Annotated in this window: 18 protein-coding genes and 1 riboswitch; of the genes, 9 read left to right on the forward strand and 9 right to left on the reverse strand. The window is 66.6% G+C overall.

Annotated elements, in window-relative coordinates:
• Positions 1-65 precede the first annotated feature (65 nt).
• Complete coding sequence (locus tag ACVWYP_RS20115; RefSeq protein ID WP_304499528.1) at positions 66-1,433, reverse strand: glycosyltransferase family 87 protein; 1,368 nt, start codon at positions 1,431-1,433, stop codon at positions 66-68.
• Between the two features lie 211 nt (positions 1,434-1,644).
• Here ACVWYP_RS20115 and ACVWYP_RS20120 point away from each other — a divergent pair, with 211 nt between their 5' ends.
• Positions 1,645-2,340: a DUF4336 domain-containing protein gene (locus ACVWYP_RS20120; RefSeq protein ID WP_028345183.1), complete on the forward strand. Its 696-nt coding sequence runs from the start codon at positions 1,645-1,647 to the stop codon at positions 2,338-2,340.
• Positions 2,341-2,375: 35 nt separating this feature from the next.
• Here ACVWYP_RS20120 and ACVWYP_RS20125 read toward each other — a convergent pair whose 3' ends face one another.
• Positions 2,376-3,299, reverse strand: coding sequence for a GlxA family transcriptional regulator (locus tag ACVWYP_RS20125; protein WP_304499529.1), 924 nt, complete (start codon positions 3,297-3,299; stop codon positions 2,376-2,378).
• Between the two features lie 104 nt (positions 3,300-3,403).
• Between ACVWYP_RS20125 and ACVWYP_RS20130 the strand changes: the two genes are divergently transcribed.
• Positions 3,404-4,231: a dienelactone hydrolase family protein gene (locus ACVWYP_RS20130; protein WP_304499530.1), complete on the forward strand. Its 828-nt coding sequence runs from the start codon at positions 3,404-3,406 to the stop codon at positions 4,229-4,231.
• Here ACVWYP_RS20130 and ACVWYP_RS20135 read toward each other — a convergent pair.
• From ACVWYP_RS20135 to cobU, 5 genes are all read right to left on the reverse strand, one after another.
• A complete protein-coding gene (locus tag ACVWYP_RS20135) occupies positions 4,214-4,960 on the reverse strand; it encodes a CbtA family protein (RefSeq protein ID WP_304499531.1) in 747 nt (248 codons plus the stop codon). The two genes, ACVWYP_RS20130 and ACVWYP_RS20135, sit on opposite strands and share 18 nt — an antisense overlap.
• 10 nt (positions 4,961-4,970) lie before the next feature.
• A complete protein-coding gene (locus ACVWYP_RS20140) occupies positions 4,971-5,180 on the reverse strand; it encodes a CbtB domain-containing protein (RefSeq protein WP_038376083.1) in 210 nt (69 codons plus the stop codon).
• Positions 5,177-5,422, reverse strand: coding sequence for a hypothetical protein (locus ACVWYP_RS20145; protein ID WP_304499532.1), 246 nt, complete (start codon positions 5,420-5,422; stop codon positions 5,177-5,179). Before ACVWYP_RS20145 ends, ACVWYP_RS20140 begins: the two co-directional genes overlap by 4 nt.
• A gap of 76 nt (positions 5,423-5,498) precedes the next feature.
• Entirely contained in the window at positions 5,499-6,131 is a 633-nt protein-coding gene (bluB, locus tag ACVWYP_RS20150) for a 5,6-dimethylbenzimidazole synthase (protein ID WP_304500257.1), read from the reverse strand.
• A 32-nt stretch (positions 6,132-6,163) separates the two neighbouring features.
• Positions 6,164-6,667, reverse strand: a complete 504-nt coding sequence (gene cobU, locus ACVWYP_RS20155; protein WP_028345177.1) for a bifunctional adenosylcobinamide kinase/adenosylcobinamide-phosphate guanylyltransferase — start codon at positions 6,665-6,667, stop codon at positions 6,164-6,166.
• 149 nt (positions 6,668-6,816) lie between these two features.
• Between cobU and cbiB the strand changes: the two genes are divergently transcribed.
• Both cbiB and cobD read left to right on the forward strand, forming a co-directional pair.
• Positions 6,817-7,758 carry an adenosylcobinamide-phosphate synthase CbiB gene (gene cbiB, locus ACVWYP_RS20160; protein WP_028345176.1) on the forward strand — a complete coding sequence of 314 codons (942 nt, stop codon included), beginning with the start codon at positions 6,817-6,819 and terminating at the stop codon, positions 7,756-7,758.
• Positions 7,759-7,769: 11 nt separating this feature from the next.
• Positions 7,770-8,735, forward strand: coding sequence for a threonine-phosphate decarboxylase CobD (cobD, locus tag ACVWYP_RS20165; RefSeq protein WP_304499533.1), 966 nt, complete (start codon positions 7,770-7,772; stop codon positions 8,733-8,735).
• A 181-nt stretch (positions 8,736-8,916) separates the two neighbouring features.
• Here the strand turns inward: cobD and ACVWYP_RS20170 are convergent, their stop codons facing one another.
• Both ACVWYP_RS20170 and cobO read right to left on the reverse strand, forming a co-directional pair.
• Complete coding sequence (locus tag ACVWYP_RS20170) at positions 8,917-10,365, reverse strand: cobyric acid synthase (protein ID WP_304499534.1); 1,449 nt, start codon at positions 10,363-10,365, stop codon at positions 8,917-8,919.
• Between the two features lie 11 nt (positions 10,366-10,376).
• Complete coding sequence (cobO, locus tag ACVWYP_RS20175; RefSeq protein ID WP_304499535.1) at positions 10,377-11,030, reverse strand: cob(I)yrinic acid a,c-diamide adenosyltransferase; 654 nt, start codon at positions 11,028-11,030, stop codon at positions 10,377-10,379.
• 36 nt (positions 11,031-11,066) lie between these two features.
• A riboswitch (cobalamin riboswitch) is annotated at positions 11,067-11,281 on the forward strand.
• 94 nt (positions 11,282-11,375) lie between these two features.
• On the opposite strand from cobO, the gene ACVWYP_RS20180 reads away from it, so the two are divergent.
• The 5 genes from ACVWYP_RS20180 to ACVWYP_RS20200 are packed head-to-tail and all read left to right on the forward strand — an operon-like array spanning position 11,376 to position 17,818.
• The gene (locus ACVWYP_RS20180) at positions 11,376-11,750 is read left to right on the forward strand and encodes a DUF1636 family protein (RefSeq protein WP_028331460.1); all 375 of its coding nucleotides are present in this window, start codon (positions 11,376-11,378) and stop codon (positions 11,748-11,750) included.
• Positions 11,747-12,781: a cobalamin biosynthesis protein CobW gene (gene cobW, locus ACVWYP_RS20185; protein ID WP_304499536.1), complete on the forward strand. Its 1,035-nt coding sequence runs from the start codon at positions 11,747-11,749 to the stop codon at positions 12,779-12,781. The genes ACVWYP_RS20180 and cobW overlap by 4 nt, the downstream gene beginning before the upstream one ends.
• Positions 12,781-16,029, forward strand: coding sequence for a cobaltochelatase subunit CobN (gene cobN, locus ACVWYP_RS20190; RefSeq protein ID WP_304499537.1), 3,249 nt, complete (start codon positions 12,781-12,783; stop codon positions 16,027-16,029). The genes cobW and cobN overlap by 1 nt, the downstream gene beginning before the upstream one ends.
• Positions 16,026-17,189 (forward strand): precorrin-3B synthase, encoded by a 1,164-nt coding sequence (gene cobG, locus ACVWYP_RS20195; RefSeq protein WP_304499538.1) that lies wholly within the window; start codon positions 16,026-16,028, stop codon positions 17,187-17,189. The genes cobN and cobG overlap by 4 nt, the downstream gene beginning before the upstream one ends.
• On the forward strand, positions 17,189-17,818 hold the full coding sequence (locus ACVWYP_RS20200; RefSeq protein WP_304499539.1) for a precorrin-8X methylmutase: 630 nt from the start codon (positions 17,189-17,191) through the stop codon (positions 17,816-17,818). Before cobG ends, ACVWYP_RS20200 begins: the two co-directional genes overlap by 1 nt.
• Position 17,819: the final 1 nt, after the last annotated feature.

Genomic DNA, 17,819 nt, shown 5'->3' on the forward strand with positions numbered 1-17,819 from the left:
TCAGGCCTGCACGATTTCGCCGTCCGCCTCGCGTCTTCGCAAAGGAGCTTGCGCCGTCGGGCAAATCAGTGATTGGCGCTTTCGGCCGGAGAGTTCACGAGTGCCAGATGCCTGATGCGGCGCACGACAAGGATGGCAATTGCCGCAGCGGCGATCGGTGCCAGTTGCAGGCCGTTGGCGCCCGCAGGCACCATGGCGAAGGGCGTCAAATAAAGCGCAGCGAGGGCGATGCGTTCATAGGACAGCCAGCCCTGCGCAAGCGCCTGCGCGATCAGCCACGCGCCCGGGATCGCCAGGATCACGACCTCATAGTTGCCGAGCGACGGTACGCACAGGCCGGTCATCGCCACCATCAGCGCGATCTCGGCGGCGCCGCCGGGCCGTCTTCGCAGCACCAGGATCAGGACGGCGATCGCGATCGCGGCCGCGGTCACCTGGACGAGCCAGGCCGTGCTGCTGGATCCGCCGGCCAGCCTGACCGCGGCATAGGGACTGGCGAACTTCTCGAAACCGGGTCCGCCGCCGAGGCTCCAGGCGCTTGCCTCCGGCAAAACGGCAACAAATTTGATCCACGGGTTGATCCCGAAGATGGCGGTGGCCGCCAGCACAAGCACGAGCGTCGTTGCGGCCGCCGCGGCGAGCGCGCGCCAGCGCCGCGTCAGGATCAGCACCAGCGGCGCAAGCAGGGCGATCTGCGGCTTGTAGCTGAAGCAGCCGAGCAGCGCGCCGGCGATCACCGGGTAGCGGTCCAGCGTGACGGCCGATCCGCCGAGCAGGGCCGCCGAGAACAGCGAATTCTGTCCGAACAGCGCGCACACCCACACGGCGGGAAAGGCGAGCGCGGGAACGACGGAGCCACGCTCGAGCATAGCTCTCACCGCGGCCGCATAGGCGGCGCCGGTCGCGACGATCCAGATGACGGCCGCCGTTGCAAAGGGAACCAGTGCGAAGGGCAGCCAGAACAGCAGCGACGTCGGCGGGTAGAAGAACGGTGCGTAGGTGTTCTGACCGAGCACGGCCGCTACAGCGGCGCGGCCCGCGTCGCCATAGGCGTCGCCGGCGCGGCCTTCGAGCGCGAGCTTTGCCGCCGTCCAGAACGCCGCGAAGTCATGGCCGACATCCATCGTCGGTGCAGCCCATGGGATGATCGCGATGCAGCCGATGAACAAGACGAGAAATACGCGGGTGAAGGCGGTGACACGGTCAGCCGTGAGCCAGTCGGCCTCACGCAGCGCGGAGACCAGCGCGCCGGCGCCGAACCGCGGTGAATGCGCAATTGTCGCCTGCGGCTGGCCTACGGGCGCACTCGAGGTTCGGTCTGCGGTTGCGCGCGGCATCACAGTGCCACGATCCGCGTCATTCGCCGCGAGGTGGCGCGCGGCGTCATCAGCGAAGGCCAGCCTGTGTCCCTCGAGGTCCGACTTCTGCGACATCGGCCGCTTCATCCCAATCGCGTCGTGCACGCGCAACATTTGGATCAAATCGTCTAAGGTTGCGTAAACCCGATCGCTGCAATTGGCCGCGGCGCAATCGGAACCGATGATCGACATTGCCCCTTGTCCGCGGCCTGTCACGCCGGGCATGGTAAATGAACCCGCAACGCCGGCGGAGCGTGCGGCGCTTGACGGTCAAGGTTCATCGCGAATGGCGGTATTGCAGCAGTTCGGCCACGACATCTGGATTGCCGGGGGACCGAACCTTGCGGTCGCCGGGTTTCACTATCCGACCCGGATGGCCGTCGTCAGATTATCGGACGGCGGCCTTTTCATCTGGTCGCCGGTCCGGTGGACGGAGGAATTGCAGGCCGGCGTGGCGGCGCTCGGTCAGGTCAGGCACATCGTGGCCCCCAACTCGCTGCACCATCTGTTCCTCGCCGAGTGGAAGCAGGCCTGTCCGGCCGCTGTGCTCCACGCCCCGCCGGGTCTGCGCAAGCGGCGCCGTGACCTCGGCTTCGATGCCGATCTCGCGGACGCGCCGAGCCTCGACTGGGCCGGCCAGATCGATCAGGTGGTGATGCGCGGCAACCTGATCACCTCGGAGGTGGTGTTCTTCCATGTTGAAAGCGGCACCGTGCTGTTCACCGACTTGCTGCAGCAGATCCCTCCCGAACTGGTCTCCGGCTGGCGGGCGACGATCGCGAAACTCGACCTGATGGTCGGGCCGGAGCCGTCGGTGCCGCGCAAGTTCCGCGTTGCCTTCACGGGCCGCCGCGCCGCGCGTGCGGGTTTGCAAAGGATTCTGGCGTGGCCCGCCGAAAAGGTGCTGATGGCCCATGGCACGCCAGTCGAAAAGGATGCGCCGGCATTTCTGCGCCGCGCCTTCGCGTGGCTCTCGGCGTGATGATTTCATCGCGGATGCGGCGTCGTTGCGGATCGTCAGCCTGAGCGGAAATGCCGCGGCGAATGCTGCGTTTCGCGCCGGATCAGCCGGCGGAGGGTCGATGGCTCGGAATATCCAACCTTGCCCGCGATCTCTTCGACCGACAGACGCGTGGTCTCGAGCAGCGACCGCGCCGTCTCGATCCTGATGCGTTGCACGAATTGAATGGGCGACACGCCGCAGATCGACTCGAGCCGTCTGGCAAATGTCCGCGGCGCCAGCGCCACCGCGGCGGCGACGTCCCCGATCGTGAAGTCGCGCGCGATGTTGCTGCGCACCCATTTCTCGGCCCTGGCGATCTTGGGGTCCTGGCTGGCAAGATAATTGATCGCCATGAAGGGCGCCTGCGAATGCCGCTCGCCAAGCAGCAGGTAATTGGCGCAGGCCTTGGCGAGCGCCGGGCTGCCGAAACGCGTGACCACCGCAAGCATCAGGTCCATCTGCGCCATCGCCGCGCCGGCGGTTGCGATCGGCCAGTCGGCGACCACCATCCGCTCGGTCATCAGCTCGACATTCGGATAGCGTTGCCGAAACAGCGGCGCGAACCACCATGTCGTCGTCGCGCGCTTGCCGTCGAGCAGGCCGGTCTCCGCCAGCAGGAAACTGCTGGCGCAGGACGCGGCGAGCATCGCGCCGTTCGCGAACGCCGTGACCAGCATGTCGCGGGCGTGCCGACATGCCGGTGTCGCCAGCTTCCGCTCCAGTTCGCCGGCCGATGCCGAGCCGAGCCCGGGAACGATGACGAGGTCAGCGCCGCGCAATCGGCCGGCGTTCCGCCTCGGCCCATAACGCAGCGTCGTCACCTCGAAGCGCGCGCGCTTCGTCGTGCTGATCCGGTTGGCAATGGCCAGCACGTCGTGGGTGATGGCGGCCGCCGACGCGAGGCAGCCGTCGATCTCGACAACCGCGATCTTTGTCATGTCATAAAATCCGCGATCAATGTCATTTTTGACACTAGCCGCCCGGCCGGAGAATCGCAACTCTGACGCCAAGACGCTGCCGATCTCGATCAGGAGGACCGCCGATGCCGAACCGGCCGATGACCCAGGACGACCCGCTCGAGGATTTCGAGCGCCGCCAGATTACCCTCGATGGGGCCGGCAAGACCGTCCATGTTGGCGGCGAAGGTCCTGCGGTGATCGTGATGGCGGAGATGCCGGGCATCAGTCCGCATGTGGCGCGCTTCGCCCGCTGGGTTCGCGATGCCGGATTCACCGTCTATATGCCGTCGCTGTTCGGCAGCGACGGCGCCGTCGCGAGCGCGGAGGAGGGCGCCGCGGTGTTTCAGCGCGCCTGCGTCAGCGCGGAGTTTCGCGCGATGGCCGCAAACCAGTCCAGTCCCGTGACGCAATGGCTGCGCGCGCTGGCGCGGTTTGCCCATGGCGAATGCGGTGGTCCCGGTGTCGGGGCCATCGGGATGTGCTTTACCGGCAATTTCGCGCTCACCATGATGCTGGAGCCGTCGATGCTGGCGCCGGTGCTTTCGCAGCCGTCATTGCCATTGAATGATCCGGCGGGCATCGAGATCGCACCGGAGCAAGTCAAGGCGGTGCGCGAGCGGCTGGAGCGCGAAGACCTGACCGTGCTGGCCTATCGCTTTGAGGGTGACAAGTTCTGCATGGCGCAGCGCTTTGCGGCCTATCGCGAGGCGCTCGGCGACCGATTCATCGGGCGAGTGCTTCCCGACAGCGCGGCGAACCGCGATGTGCCGCCGTTCTTCCGGAATTTCGTCACGACACCGCATAGCGTCGTGACTGTGCATCTGATCGATGAGGCCGGCCAGCCGACCATCGCGGCCCGCGATGAGATCCTGGCGTTTTTCAGGCAGCGGCTGTCACCCGTGAGCGGATGAGCCCGGCCGATCGAAATAGGCGAATGCGGCGCTCGTCAGGCTGCCGAGCAGGGACCAGAACACCAGACTGGTCAGCGTGACGGCGACCACGAACTGATGCGACAGGGACGAAGGCACGTTGGTCTCGACATGCTCCAGTTCGGGCGCGCCGATCAGATGCGGCAGCATGATCAGGACCACACCGGCGATGGCGGCCGGCATCGAGCGCCGGAACACGATCAGCCCGAGGCCGGCTGCGGTCGCCAGCACCGCCGTCACCCACCAGATCTGGCGCGACAGCAATGGAGCGGCGGGGACCCCCGGCAATTCAGGCGGCAGTCCGAGGCCCGGAGCAATGGTGAAGACGGCGAAACCGGCAAGGCCCCACATCAAGCCTTCATGCCACGAGATCTGCTCGCCGGTTGCGCCGCTGCGAACCGCGAGAAAGCCGCAGAGCAGAAGCGCAAAGCCGATCGCGGTCAGGATGTTTGCCCCCGCCGTATAGACGTTGCGTTCCAAACCGTCGCGCGGCTCCCAGGCCTCCGCGCCATGATCATGATCCGCATGATCATGGACGAGGATCGCCTGCGGTGGCGCCGAGGCCTCGTGCTTGTGCGCGGCCGCCTTCTCATAGACCTCGGCCCTGAGGATCAGGGGAACGGTGCCGAACTGCTGGACCGCGGTGACGATCAGGCCGACGATGAATCCGGCAATGACCGACGAGAAGACGATCGAGCGAAACGTGCTCATGCAAAGGCGGTCAGTGGCAGGGGAAGGCGTTGGAATGGCGCACGTCATGCGCGGCGTTGTGGATCACGTCGATGTGCGAGAAGCCGACGACGCCGACGATGAACAGGCCGAGCGTCATGGCCATCAACGATTGCGCAAGCCGTCCGACCTGTCGGGTAGCGATCGGCAGCGTGACCTGAGCTTGAGTAACCTGGGTTTGCGCGGTCTGGGACTGGCTCATGGTCGTTCTCCACATTCGATTTGATCGGCTTCTAGCAGCTTTCGGGTGATGTCGCGACTGGTAAGATGCAAATTTGTTCCAAGGGGGATGCGCTTGCGCTCGATCTTGGCGCGCGCGGCTGCCTTGAAGGCTTGTTCAAACCGCCTGAAAAGGGCGAGACATGCGTCCGCCGTCGGATCGGCGCCGAGCAGCGTGCGAAAGGCGCCCCGATGCACCGCGCAGATCGCGTTGTGCTCCGGCACGGGAAAGACCAGCGAGGCGATGTCGGCGCGCCAGTGCGCGTCATAGCTCGAGGTGCCATCGCCGGCAGGGGCTCGGTCAGCGTCGGATGGTGAATTCATCCGGACCTCGCCGCGATTCCCACTTGGCCTGTTCGAGCTCCGGACGGTCGCATTCGGTCTGGGGGTAACCGATGCAGAGATAGCCGATAAATTTCCAGGAGTCCGGGATTTCCAGAACGCCATGAATGCGTTCCGGATTGAGGATCGACACCCAGCCGATGCCGATGCCTTCGGCGCGCGCGGCAAGCCACATCGAGCAGATCGCGGCCACCACGGAATATTCCGACGTCTCCGGCATCGTCGCGCGGCCGAGACCGGCGCCGATCCGGTCGGCCTTCTCGGCGAACACGGCGAGATGGCCCGGCGCTTCCTCCAGGCCTGATAATTTCAACGCTGCATATTTTGCGGCGCGCTCGCCCGAATAGGACCGCAACGCATCGGCGTTGCAGGCCTTGAAGTCGTCGATGACAGCGCGGCGTCGTGCCTCGTCGTCGACAATGACGAACCGCCAGGGCTGGCTCAGGCCGACCGAAGGCGACAGGCAGGCGATCTCGATCAGCCGCTCGATCGTGTTATCCGGCAGCGGATCGGCCCGGAACCGCCGCACGTCCCGCCGCCACACGAACAGCTCGTGCAGTTGGCGGCGAAACGTATCGTCGAATGAGACCATCGTGGGGCCTTTGGCAGGATCGATCACGGACTTCATTTAAGCTTCATCGGTAGGCCCGCAACGACGAACTCGACCTCGTCCGCGATGCCGGCGATAGTCTGGTTCATGATTCCTGCGGCGTCGCGGAAAGTCCGCGCCAATGCGTTGTCCGGCACGATGCCGAGACCGACCTCGTTGGTGACCAGGATGACCGGGCCGTGCTGGCGCGACAGCGCATCCGCCAGACGCGTCACTTCCTGCGACCAGTCGCGCCCGGCATGCAGCAGATTGGATAACCAGAGCGTCAGGCAATCGACCAGCCTCGCGCCGCCACCATCGGTCTCGGACAGCACTTCAACGAGATCGAGCGGCACCTCGCGCTCGATCCAGTCGTTGCCGCGCCGCGCGCGATGCTTGGCGATCCGCTCATCCATTTCCGCGTCGAGCGCTTCGGCGGTCGCGATATAGACCGGTTGCCCCGCAAAGTTGCGCGCACGAAGTTCGGCGCGCCGGCTTTTGCCGGACCGGGCTCCCCCCGTGATCAGAATAACGGCCATATCATCTCCTGTGCGACCGGTACGCACGTCGTTCACAAACGCTCTAACCACCAATCGCGGAGAAAGACAAAGCCGAAATCCGTCACGGAGGGCTTGCGCTCGGCCGATGTCTTGCGCATCAGGGGGACCGCGGCGAGGAGAGGGTTATCGTGGGTTTTGCGGGAGCGATGGCGGTGGCGATGGCGGTGGATGCCCTGATCGGCTGGCCGGAGTGGCTGTTTGCCCGCATCGGCCATCCCGTGACATGGCTCGGCCGGCTGATCCATCTTGTCGATAGCGCCTGGAACCGCGCCTCCGATCCGCCGGCGTTTCGGCGTTTGGCTGGCGTCGCGGCCGCGATCTCGGTGATCGCGCTGGTGGTGGCGCTCGGTTGGGCCGTTCAGTTCGTGCTCGCATCCGGATGGGTTCGCGTTGTCCTTGTTGGTGTCCTGGCATGGCCGCTGGTTGCCGTGCGCTCGCTGCATGACCATGTCGCCGCGGTGGCAAATCCTTTGGCATCCGGCGACATCACGGCCGCACGTTTGGCGGTCGCGCAGATTGTCGGGCGTGATCCGGCTACGCTCGACGATTCCGGCATCGCGCGCGCCACCATCGAGAGCCTTGCCGAGAATGCATCCGACGGCATCGTGGCGCCAGTGTTGTGGGGCGCGCTGTTCGGCCTGCCGGGGATCCTTGGCTATAAGGCGATCAACACGCTGGACTCGATGATCGGCCACCGCACCGAGCGGCACGAAGCCTTTGGCTGGGCAGCCGCCCGGATCGACGATCTCGCCAATCTCGTTCCTGCACGGCTGACCGGGCTTCTGTTCGTGCTGCTCGCGCCGAACCGTTCGCAGGCGTGGTCATGCATGTTGCGCGATGCGCATCGCCATCGCTCGCCGAATGCCGGCTGGCCGGAAGCCGCGATGGCCGGCGCGCTCGGCGTCCGGCTCAGCGGTCCCCGCATCTATCACGGTCACATCGCCGATGAGCCGTGGCTGAACGAGGGCGCGCGCGATCCGGCTGCCGCTGACGTCCTCACCGGGCTGAAGCTCTATCGCTACGCCATGGTGCTGTTGGCTGCGGCGTTCGTCGCCCTGGCGCTGGCGTGAAGGAGCGGCGCATGCGTGAGCACGGCGGGAATCTTGATGTCGCCCAGCAGCGCTTCGGCGGCGCCGCGGACGACTGGATCGACCTGTCGACCGGGATCAATCGGGCGCCGTATCCCCTGGTCGATGTCGAGCCGCGGCACTGGAGCGCGTTGCCGTCGCGATCCGATCTTGAATCGCTCCACGACGCCGCGCGGCAAGCCTATGCCACCGACGCGCCGATGGTGGCGATGGGTGGTGCGCAGGCCGCCATTCAGTTGCTGCCGCATCTGGCGCTCAAGGGGCGGGCGCGGATCCTGGCGCCGACCTACAATGAGTATGCCGCGGTGTTGTCGGCCGCCGGCTGGGACGTCGCCGAGGTGTCCGATCTCACCGCGCTCGCGGGAGCGGACATTGCGATCGTCGTCAATCCGAACAATCCCGATGGACGGCGCCATGATCGGCAGGAATTGCTGGCACTGCTGCCGCGCGTTGGCCGGCTCGTCATCGACGAGAGTTTTGCGGACGCCGTTCCTGACCTGTCCCTTGCACCGGAAGCAGGACGCGCCGGGCTCCTGATCCTGCGCTCCTTCGGAAAGTTTTACGGACTTGCCGGCTTGCGGCTCGGCTTCGCTGTCGGCAGCGAGGCTGATATCGCCGCGCTTGCCGCGATGGCGGGCCCATGGCCGGTTTCGGGCGCCGCGATTGCGATCGGACGGCGCGCGTTGCTCGATCGCGACTGGGCAGAGGCGACAGCCGCGCGGCTCGCGGACGACTGCGTCAGGCTCGACGCGGCGGCGCGATCGCAGAGCTGGACGCTGCGCGGTGGTACGCCGCTGTTCCGGCTTTATGAGGTCGGCGATGCGCTGGCCGCGCAGGAGAAGCTTGCGCGTGCACAGATCTGGTCGCGGGTCTTCCGGCAAAAGCCGGGATGGTTGCGGCTCGGCTTGCCGGGCAGCGAGGCCGAATGGTCGCGCCTTTCCGCTGTGTTGTCGCGCTGATTGCGACGGCGCTGCGCTCCCTCTCCCCGTTCTTACGGGGAGAGGGCTGGGGTGAGGGGCCGCATCCGCATATTCGGCGACAGCTGCGGTTGCGGAGACTCCCCCTCACCCGGAACGCATCTAGCGATGCGTTCCGACCTCTCCCCGCACGCGGGGCGAGGTGAAAAGGAATCATCACGCGCTAACGCGCCAGCGCGAGCAGGCCTTCGACATCGAGATGGGTCTCGATGTGCTCGGCAAGCGCATCGAGCGCGCTCTCGACCCTGGCGCCGTAGGGCTGATCCGCCGCCGCGATGTCGAGTTGGGCGAGGAAAGCCCTGCGAAATTCGTCCGAGGCGAACAGGCCGTGCAGATAGCTGCCGTGAACGCGCCCATCGCTGGAAACGGCACCTTCGGCGGCGCCGTCGAGCGATGCGAAGGGCCGGCTGCGATCCGGGCCGTCGGTTCGTCCTATGTGGATTTCGTAGGCGGTGATCGGTTGATGGGTCGCCGCATGCACTGCGCTGACGCGCGTCAGCGTCTTCTGTTCGGTCATCGTGGTCGTGACATCGAGCAGCCCGAGCCCGCGCGTTTCACCGGCAGGCCCCTCGATCCCGTCGGGATCGGCGACGGTGTGTCCGAGCATCTGGTAGCCGCCGCACAGGCCGAGGACATGGCCGCCGCGGCGATGATGCGCCAGGAGATCGATGTCCCAGCCCTGCGCGCGCAGGAAGGCGAGGTCGCCGCGGGTCGATTTCGAGCCGGGCAGGATGACGAGCTTTGCATCACCCGGGATGGCTTCGCCCGGACGTACCATCACGAGATCGACGCCGGGCTCGAGCTTCAGGGGATCGAGGTCGTCGAAATTGGCGATCCGCGACAACGCAAGGAACGCGATCTTGCACTGACCGGGCTTGCGCGCCTCGCCGAGCCCGAGCGCATCTTCCGCCGGAAGCTCGCCGGCGCGGACGAACCAGGGCAGCACGCCAAAGCCGCGCCACGCCGTGCGCTCTTCGATCAGCCGGTAGCCGTCGTCGAACAATGTCGGATCGCCGCGGAATTTGTTGATGACAAAGCCCCGGATCATCGCGGCATCGTCAGGGTCGATCACCGTCTTGATGCCGACAAGCTGCGCGATCACGCCGCCGCGGTCGATGTCGCCGACCAGCACCACCGGTATGTCAGCCCGGCGCGCAAAGCCCATATTGGCGATGTCGGCCTTGCGTAAGTTGACCTCGGCGGGGCTGCCGGCGCCCTCGACCAGCACCAGATCGGCGCGCGCCTTCAGGCGTGCAAAACTCTCCAGCACCGCGCCCATCAGCGACGGCTTCATGCCGGCATATTCGCGCGCGCGTGCGGTGGCGATCCGTTTGCCGTGCACGATGATCTGGGCGCCGACATCGGTCTCGGGCTTGAGCAGCACGGGGTTCATGTCGGTGTGCGGCTCGACGCCGGCGGCGAGCGCCTGCAACGCCTGCGCACGTCCGATCTCGCCGCCGTCGACGGTCACGGCGGCGTTGTTCGACATGTTCTGCGGCTTGAACGGCAGCACGCGCAGGCCGCGCCGTCTGGCCGCGCGTGCGAGGCCAGCGACGATGAGCGATTTGCCCACGTCCGAGCCGGCTCCCTGGATCATCAATGCGCGCGCCATGGTGCTGTCTGTCAGAACTCGACGCCCGGCTGGGCCTTGATGCCGGAGCGGAACGGATGCTTCACCAGCGTCATCTCGGTGACGAGGTCGGCAATCTCGATCAATTCCTCCTTGGCATTGCGCCCGGTGAGCACGACATGGGTCATCGGCGGCTTCGACGTGGTCAGGAAGTCGACGACGTCGGCGATCGCGAGGTAATCGTAGCGTAGCGCGATGTTGATCTCGTCGAGCACGACCATGCGCAGGCTCGGGTCTGCGATCAGCTGCTTGGCCTTTTCCCAGCCGGCTTGCGCTGCCGCGATGTCGCGGGCGCGATCCTGCGTCTCCCAGGTAAAGCCTTCGCCCATGGCGTGGAATTGACAGAGATCGCCGAAATGCCCGGTGAGCAGGCGGCGCTCGCCGGTATCCCAGGCGCCCTTGATGAACTGCACCACGGCGCAGGGAAAGCCGTGCGCCACACAGCGCACGATCATGCCGAACGCGGAGGACGATTTTCCTTTGCCGGCGCCGGTATGAACGATGATCAGGCCCTTTTTGCCGCTCTTGGTCGCCATGATGCGGTCGCGGGCGGCCTTCTTTTTCGCCATCTTGTCCGCATGGCGCGCATCTAGCGAAGAATCGGTGCCGACGGCGCCGTCCGCAGCGTCGTTTCCATCTGAAGTCATCACGTTCCTTCGGCTTGACAAGTGCGAGGCTTGGACGAATGGTGGGCCCGCGTTGGTTCCTGTCCTACGACAGGCGAAGAGGGAATGCGATAGGGCGATGACCGCAAGGTTCGCCCGAAGCGCAGCCGCCCCCGCGACCGTGACCGGAGAGATGCCCAAGCCACTGATTCCATACGGAGTCGGGAAGGTGGGCATCGAAGGGTAAAACCTGCTCCGCAAGCCGGGAGACCTGCCAACGCAGCATGTTGTGAAACCGGCGGACGGGGTGTTCCGCGACGGGGAACGAACCTGTCCAAAATCGGTTCGTGTGCCTCATCGCTTCCCGCTGTCAATCCAGGAAGGGCGATGAGCGTTACACTTCATGTCTGCATCACTTGCCGCGCCGGCCAGACGCCGGCGGAAGGTGAGCTCGCGCCCGGTGCGCGCCTGCATGCCGCGCTCGTCGAGGCCGGCGTGCCCGATGACGTCAATCTGGTTCCCGTTGCATGCCTGTCGGCCTGCAGCCAGGGTTGCTCGGTCGCGCTCAGCGCGCCGGGGCGATGGTCCTATGTCTACGGCCGACTGTCCGCTGACAATGCCGCGGATGTGATCGCCGGTGCGTCGGCCTATGCGGCGGCGCCTGACGGCATCGTGCCGTGGCGCAGCCGTCCGGAAATCTTCCGCAAGCAATCGCTCGCCCGCATTCCACCTCTTCCCGTCGTGCCGGAGGCCGCAGAATGACCACGCTCGCCAAAATTCCGGTCACCGTCGTGACCGGCTTTCTCGGCTCCGGCAAGACGACGCTGATCCAGCATCTGATCCGCAATGCCAACGGCAAGAAGCTCGCGGTGCTGGTCAACGAATTCGGCAGCGAAGGCGTCGACGGCGACATCCTGAAGTCGTGCGCCGACGCCAATTGTCCGGCCGAGAACATCGTCGAGCTCGCCAATGGCTGCATCTGCTGCACGGTCGCCGACGATTTCATCCCGGCGATGGAGCAGTTGCTGGCGCGGAACGTGAAGCCCGATCACATCGTGATCGAAACCTCCGGGCTCGCGCTGCCGAAGCCGCTGCTGAAAGCGTTCGACTGGCCGGAGATTCGCTCGCGGATCACGGTCGACGGCGTGATCGCGCTCGCCGACGCCGAGGCTGTCGCCGCCGGCCGTTTCGCGCCTGATCCGGCCGCGGTGGATGCGCAGCGCGCGGCCGATGAGAATCTCGACCACGAGACGCCGCTGTCGGAAGTGTTCGAGGACCAGATCGCCTGTGCCGATCTCGTGCTGCTGACCAAGGCGGATCTCGCCGGGGCGGAGGGGATCAAGGCAGCAAAAGAGGTGATCGCGGCCGAGATGCCGCGCGAGGTGCCGATGCTGCCCGTCGTCGACGGCACGATCGACGTGCGCGTGATCCTCGGGCTCGAGGCGGCGGCGGAAAACGATCTCGCGTCGCGGCCGTCGCATCACGATGGCGAGGAGGAACACGAGCACGACGATTTCAATTCCGTCGTGATCGATCTTCCGGAGGTTTCGGATGTCGACGCGCTGATCGCCTCGATCAAGGGACTGGCGCGCGAGCAGAACGTGCTGCGCGCCAAGGGCTACATCGCGGTCGAAGGCAAGCCGATGCGGCTGCTGGTGCAATCGGTCGGCGAGCGGGTGCGGCATCAGTTCGACATGCCCTGGGGCGCACGGGTGCGGCAGTCGAAGCTCGTCGTGATCGGCGAACATGCCGACATCGACGAAGCCGCGATCAGGGCACGGCTTGGTGTCTGATGCACGTCGTCTTCCGCGAGAGCCGCGGCCTTGAGGAGACCGCGACGCCAAGGGACCTCGGCCAGGATCCGGCCGATCTCGTGGTGTTGTCGTTTTCCGACAGCGATCTTGCTGCCTTCGCGGCCGGCTGGCGGCGCGGCCGCGCTGCGTTGCCGTCGCTGCGGCTCGGCAATCTCGCGGAGCTGCGCCATCCGCTGTCGGTGGATACCTATATCGAGCGGACGCTCTCGCACGCCCGCGGCATTCTGGTGCGGCTGATCGGCGGCGAGCCCTATTGGTCGTACGGGCTGGCCGCGGTGCATCGGCTGGCGAAGGAGCGCGGCATCGCCCTGGTGGTGCTGCCGGCCGATGGCCGCGACGATCTGCGGCTGGATGAATTCTCGACCTTGCCGGTCTCGACGCTGCGCCGTCTCAAGGTGCTGTGCGACAAGGGCGGCCCGGTTGCCGCGCAGGCCGTGATCGCGCAACTGGCGCTGGCGTCCGGACTCTATGCCGGGCCTGTGGTCGGCGAGATCGATCTTCCCGAGATCGGCGTCTACGATCCCCGGCGCGGTGCCATCGCGGCGTTGCCGGCACCGGACGGCCGGGCGCGCGTGCTGGTGACGTTTTATCGTTCTTATCTCGCGGCCGGTGACACGGCGCCGGTCGATGCACTGATCGATGCATTGCGTGAGAGGGGCTTTGATGCTCATGGCGTGTTCGTCACTTCGCTGAAAGCGGCGGGCGTGTCCGATTGGCTGCGCGTTCAGTTTGCGCAATGCGCTCCAGCGGCCATCGTCAATGCGACCGCGTTCTCCGCGGCCGGCGACGACGGCACGACGCCGTTCGACGCTGCATCGTGCCCGGTGTTCCAGGTCGCTTTGTCGACCGCGCGGCGCGAGGATTGGGCCGGATCGCTGCGCGGTCTGTCGCCTGGCGATCTCGCGATGCATGTGGTGCTGCCGGAGGTCGACGGCCGCCTGTTCACAGGCGTCGTGAGCTTCAAATCGCCTGGTGAGCGCGATCCCGAGCTGCAATTCGCGCATCTTGCGCATCGGCCGGATGCCGAGCGCGTCGCTGCAATTGCCGCGCGCGTGGCCGCCTGGCATCGGCTTGCCGGCAAGCCGGCACAAGAGAAGCGGCTTGCGCTGGTGCTCTCGAACTATCCGGGCCGTCCGCATCAGATCGCGCATGCCGTCGGCCTCGATGCGCTGGCCTCGGTCGAGGCGTTGCTGGCTGATCTCGCGGCCGCGGGATTTGACCTTGAGCCGGTGGAGTCGCTGGTCGACATTCTTTTGCGCAGGAATTTGACGTGGAACGTCGCCGACTATCGCGCGGCGCTTTCCGGACTTCCGCAGCAACTGGAGGACGATCTCATCCGCGCATGGGGCGCGCCGGAGGATGATCCCGATTGCCGCGACGGCGCATTTCATTTCGCGGCCATCGAGTGCGGCAAGTCGATCGTCGCCCTTCAGCCGGAGCGCGGTGAGGTGGGTAAGCGCGACGCCGACTATCACGATCTGGCGCGCACGCCGCGCCATGCCTATGTCGCGTTCTATCTGTGGCTCAGGCAGCAGGCCATCGATGCCGTCGTCCACATCGGCGCGCATGGAACGCTGGAATGGCTGCCGGGCAAATCCGTTGCGCTGTCGTCCGTGTGCTGGCCGGAGGCGCTGATCGGCGATCTGCCTGTTGTCTATCCCTTCATCGTCAACGATCCCGGCGAGGCCGCGCAGGCGAAGCGCCGGATCGGTGCCGTGACGATCGGCCATCTGCCGCCGCCGCTCGCGAAGGCCGAGGTGCCGGAAGGCCTGCGCAGTCTCGAGCGCTTGCTCGATGAGTATTCGACCGCCGATGGTCTCGATCCGGCGCGGCGGCAGCGCCTGATCGCCGCGATCCGCGACGAAGCGCGCATCGCCGGGCTGGAAGACGATCTCGGTCTCGCCGCGTCGGTCTCCGCGGCCGAGGCCATTCCGCAGATCGATCGTTTCGTCTGCGACCTCAAGGAAAGCCAGTTTGGCGACGGCCTGCATATATTCGGGCAGGGCGCGTGCGGTGAAGCGGAGAGGGCGGCGCTGCGCGCTGCGCTCGCGGGACGGCGCGTGGCGCCGGGGCCGTCGGGCTCGCCCTATCGCGGACGCCGCGACGTGCTGCCGACCGGACGCAATCTGTTTGCGGTCGATCCACGCGCGGTGCCAACGCCGTCGGCGCATGCGCAGGGCGTGAAGCTCGCCGAAGAGCTGCTGCGCCGTCATTTGCAGGATCACGGCGACTGGCCGAAAGGACTCGTGGTCGACCTCTGGGGCTCCTCGACGATGCGCACCGCCGGCGAGGATTTTGCGATGGCCCTGCACCTCGCGGGCATCGCGCCGCGCTGGGATCATGGATCGGGGCGGGTGTCGGGCTACGACATCATCGCGCCGGCGGAGCTCGGCCGGCCGCGCATCGACGTCACGTTGCGCGTGTCGGGGTTGTTCCGCGACGTCTTCTCGGGGCTGGCCCAGTTGTTCGAAGCCGCGGCGGAGGCGTTGTCCGAACGCGGCGATGAGGCGGACGAGAATCCTTACCGGCAGCGCATCTCGCGCGTGTTCGGTCCTCGCCCCGGATATTATGGCGTTGGCATTGCGTCGATGCCGGATGTCTTCACCGAGGAGGCACGCGAGGCGGCCGGCGAAGCCTGGCTGTCGGCATCGTCGTGGGCTCTCGCATCCGACGGCGAGATGCGGCCCGATCGCGCCGGCATCGAGGCGCGGCTCGCGGCTGCGGACAGTTTTGTTCACACCCAGGATCTGCCGGAGACCGATCTGCTGCTGGCGGCGGACTATGCCGCGCACGAGGCGGGCATCGCGGCGGCGGCCCGGCGCCTTGGCACAAAAGTTCCGTCGCTCTATCACCTCGATGCAACGCGGCCGGATCGGCCGCATGCCCGCGCGTTGACCGAGGAAATCTCGCGGGTGGTGCGGGCGCGCGCGGCCAACCCTGCCTGGATCGCGGGCATGATGCGCCATGGCTTCCGTGGTGCCGCCGAGATATCAGCGACGCTGGAGCACATGGCTGCGTTCGCCCATCTCGCCGGCGCGGTGCCGGCGCATCTGTTCGATCTCTACTACGATGCAACGCTCGGCAATGACCAGGTTCGCGGCTTCATGGCGCGCGAGAATCCGGCGGCGCTGGCGGCGATCGAAACCTGCTTCACGCGATTGCATGAGGCGTCGCTGTGGCAAACGCGGCGCAATTCGATTGCGGCTGCGCTGCAGGAGGCCTCATGAGCGCGGTTGCGGTCAAGGGTTGGTGTCCCGGCGCGCTGCGGCCGATGCTATCGGGCGATGGCCTCGTGGTGCGCATTCGCCCGCGCGGCGGACGGCTGGACGCGGCGCAGGCAGCGGGAATCGCCGAGCTGGCGGCGCGATACGGCAACGGTCTGATCGACCTGACCAGTCGCGCCAATCTCCAGATTCGCGGCGTCGGCGATGAAGATTATCCGTCCCTGGTCGATGGGTTCGCTGAGCTCGGGTTGCTGGACACCGACTCGAATACCGAGGCGCAGCGCAACATTCTGGTGACGCCGTTCTGGACCGCCGCCGACGAGACGCGCTCGCTTGCGACCGAGCTTGAGCAGGTGCTTGCCAGTGCCCCGCTCGATCTTCCGACCAAGTTCGGCTTCGCAATCGATGATGGCAACGCGCGGGTGCTGGCCGGTGCGTCCGCGGATATCAGGATCGAGCGCGATCGCAACGGTGGACTGCTGGTACGTGCCGACGGCGCACAGCGCGGGCTTTCGGTCGCGCAGAGCGAGGCTGTGCAGGTGGCGCTGGCGCTGGCCGAATGGTTCGTCGCCTCCGGCGGAACCAGGGGTGAGAAACGGCGGATGGCGGCTCATCTGGCCGGCGGTGCGAGCGTTCCCGAGACACTTCGCGGCGATGCCGAGCCCGTGGCCCGATCGGCGGCCCCTGCGCCTGGTCTCTTTCCGGTGGGCGCGATGGTTGGCGTCGCCTTCGGGCAGATGCCGCACCAGACGCTCAGCGATCTTGCCGGGAGTGCACCAGCACTTCGCATGACGCCGTGGCGGATGGTGCTGGTGGAGGGGATGCGCGAGATGCCCCGTGGGGCGGACCTCGTGACTGATGCCGGTGATCCCAGGCTGCGCGTGGTCGCCTGCAGTGGCGCACCGCGCTGCGGCGAGGCGCATGCCGATACGCGCGTGCTGGCGTCGGCGCTCGCGCGGCATATCCCACCCGATGCGCGGCTTCACGTCTCCGGCTGCGCCAAGGGCTGTGCCCATTCCGGTTCTGCGGATGTCACCCTTGTTGCGACAAACGACGGCTTTGACCTGATCCGCCGCGGCACGACGCGGGATGCGCCGGTCATCCGGGGGCTGACCAGTTCGTACCTCGTCGCAAATCCCTCCGTGCTGACGGGAGGCCATTGATGCCGCACGTCTACGAAACCGACGGCGCGACGATCTATCGCCAGTCCTTTGCCACCATCCGCTCCGAGGCCGACCTTGCCCGCTTCACACCAGACGAAGAGCCGGTGGTCGTGCGCATGATCCATGCCGCCGGCATGGTGGGTCTGGAAGCGCATGTGCGCTTCACATCAGGCATGGCTGCGTGCGCGCGAGCCGCCTTGCAGGAGGGCGCGCCGATCCTCTGCGACGCGCGCATGGTGTCGGAAGGAATTACGCGCGCGCGGCTGCCGGCCGGCAATGCGGTCATCTGCACGCTGGGCGATGTCAAGGTTCCCGCGCTTGCGCAATCGATGCGCAACACGCGCTCCGCGGCGGCGCTCGAGCTGTGGCGGCCGCATCTGGGCGGCGCCATCGTTGCGATCGGCAACGCGCCGACGGCGCTGTTCCATCTGCTCAACATGCTGGAAGATCCCGATTGCCCACGGCCGGCGGCGATCATCGGCTGTCCGGTCGGCTTTGTCGGCGCGGCGGAATCCAAGGCGGCATTGATGGCTGAGCCCCCGGTGCCAGCGCTGACGGTCGAGGGACGGCTCGGTGGTTCGGCGATCACGGTTGCCGCCGTCAATGCGCTGGCGAGCCGGAGCGAATAGC

The sequence above is a fragment of the Bradyrhizobium sp. USDA 3262 genome (genome assembly GCF_054060035.1).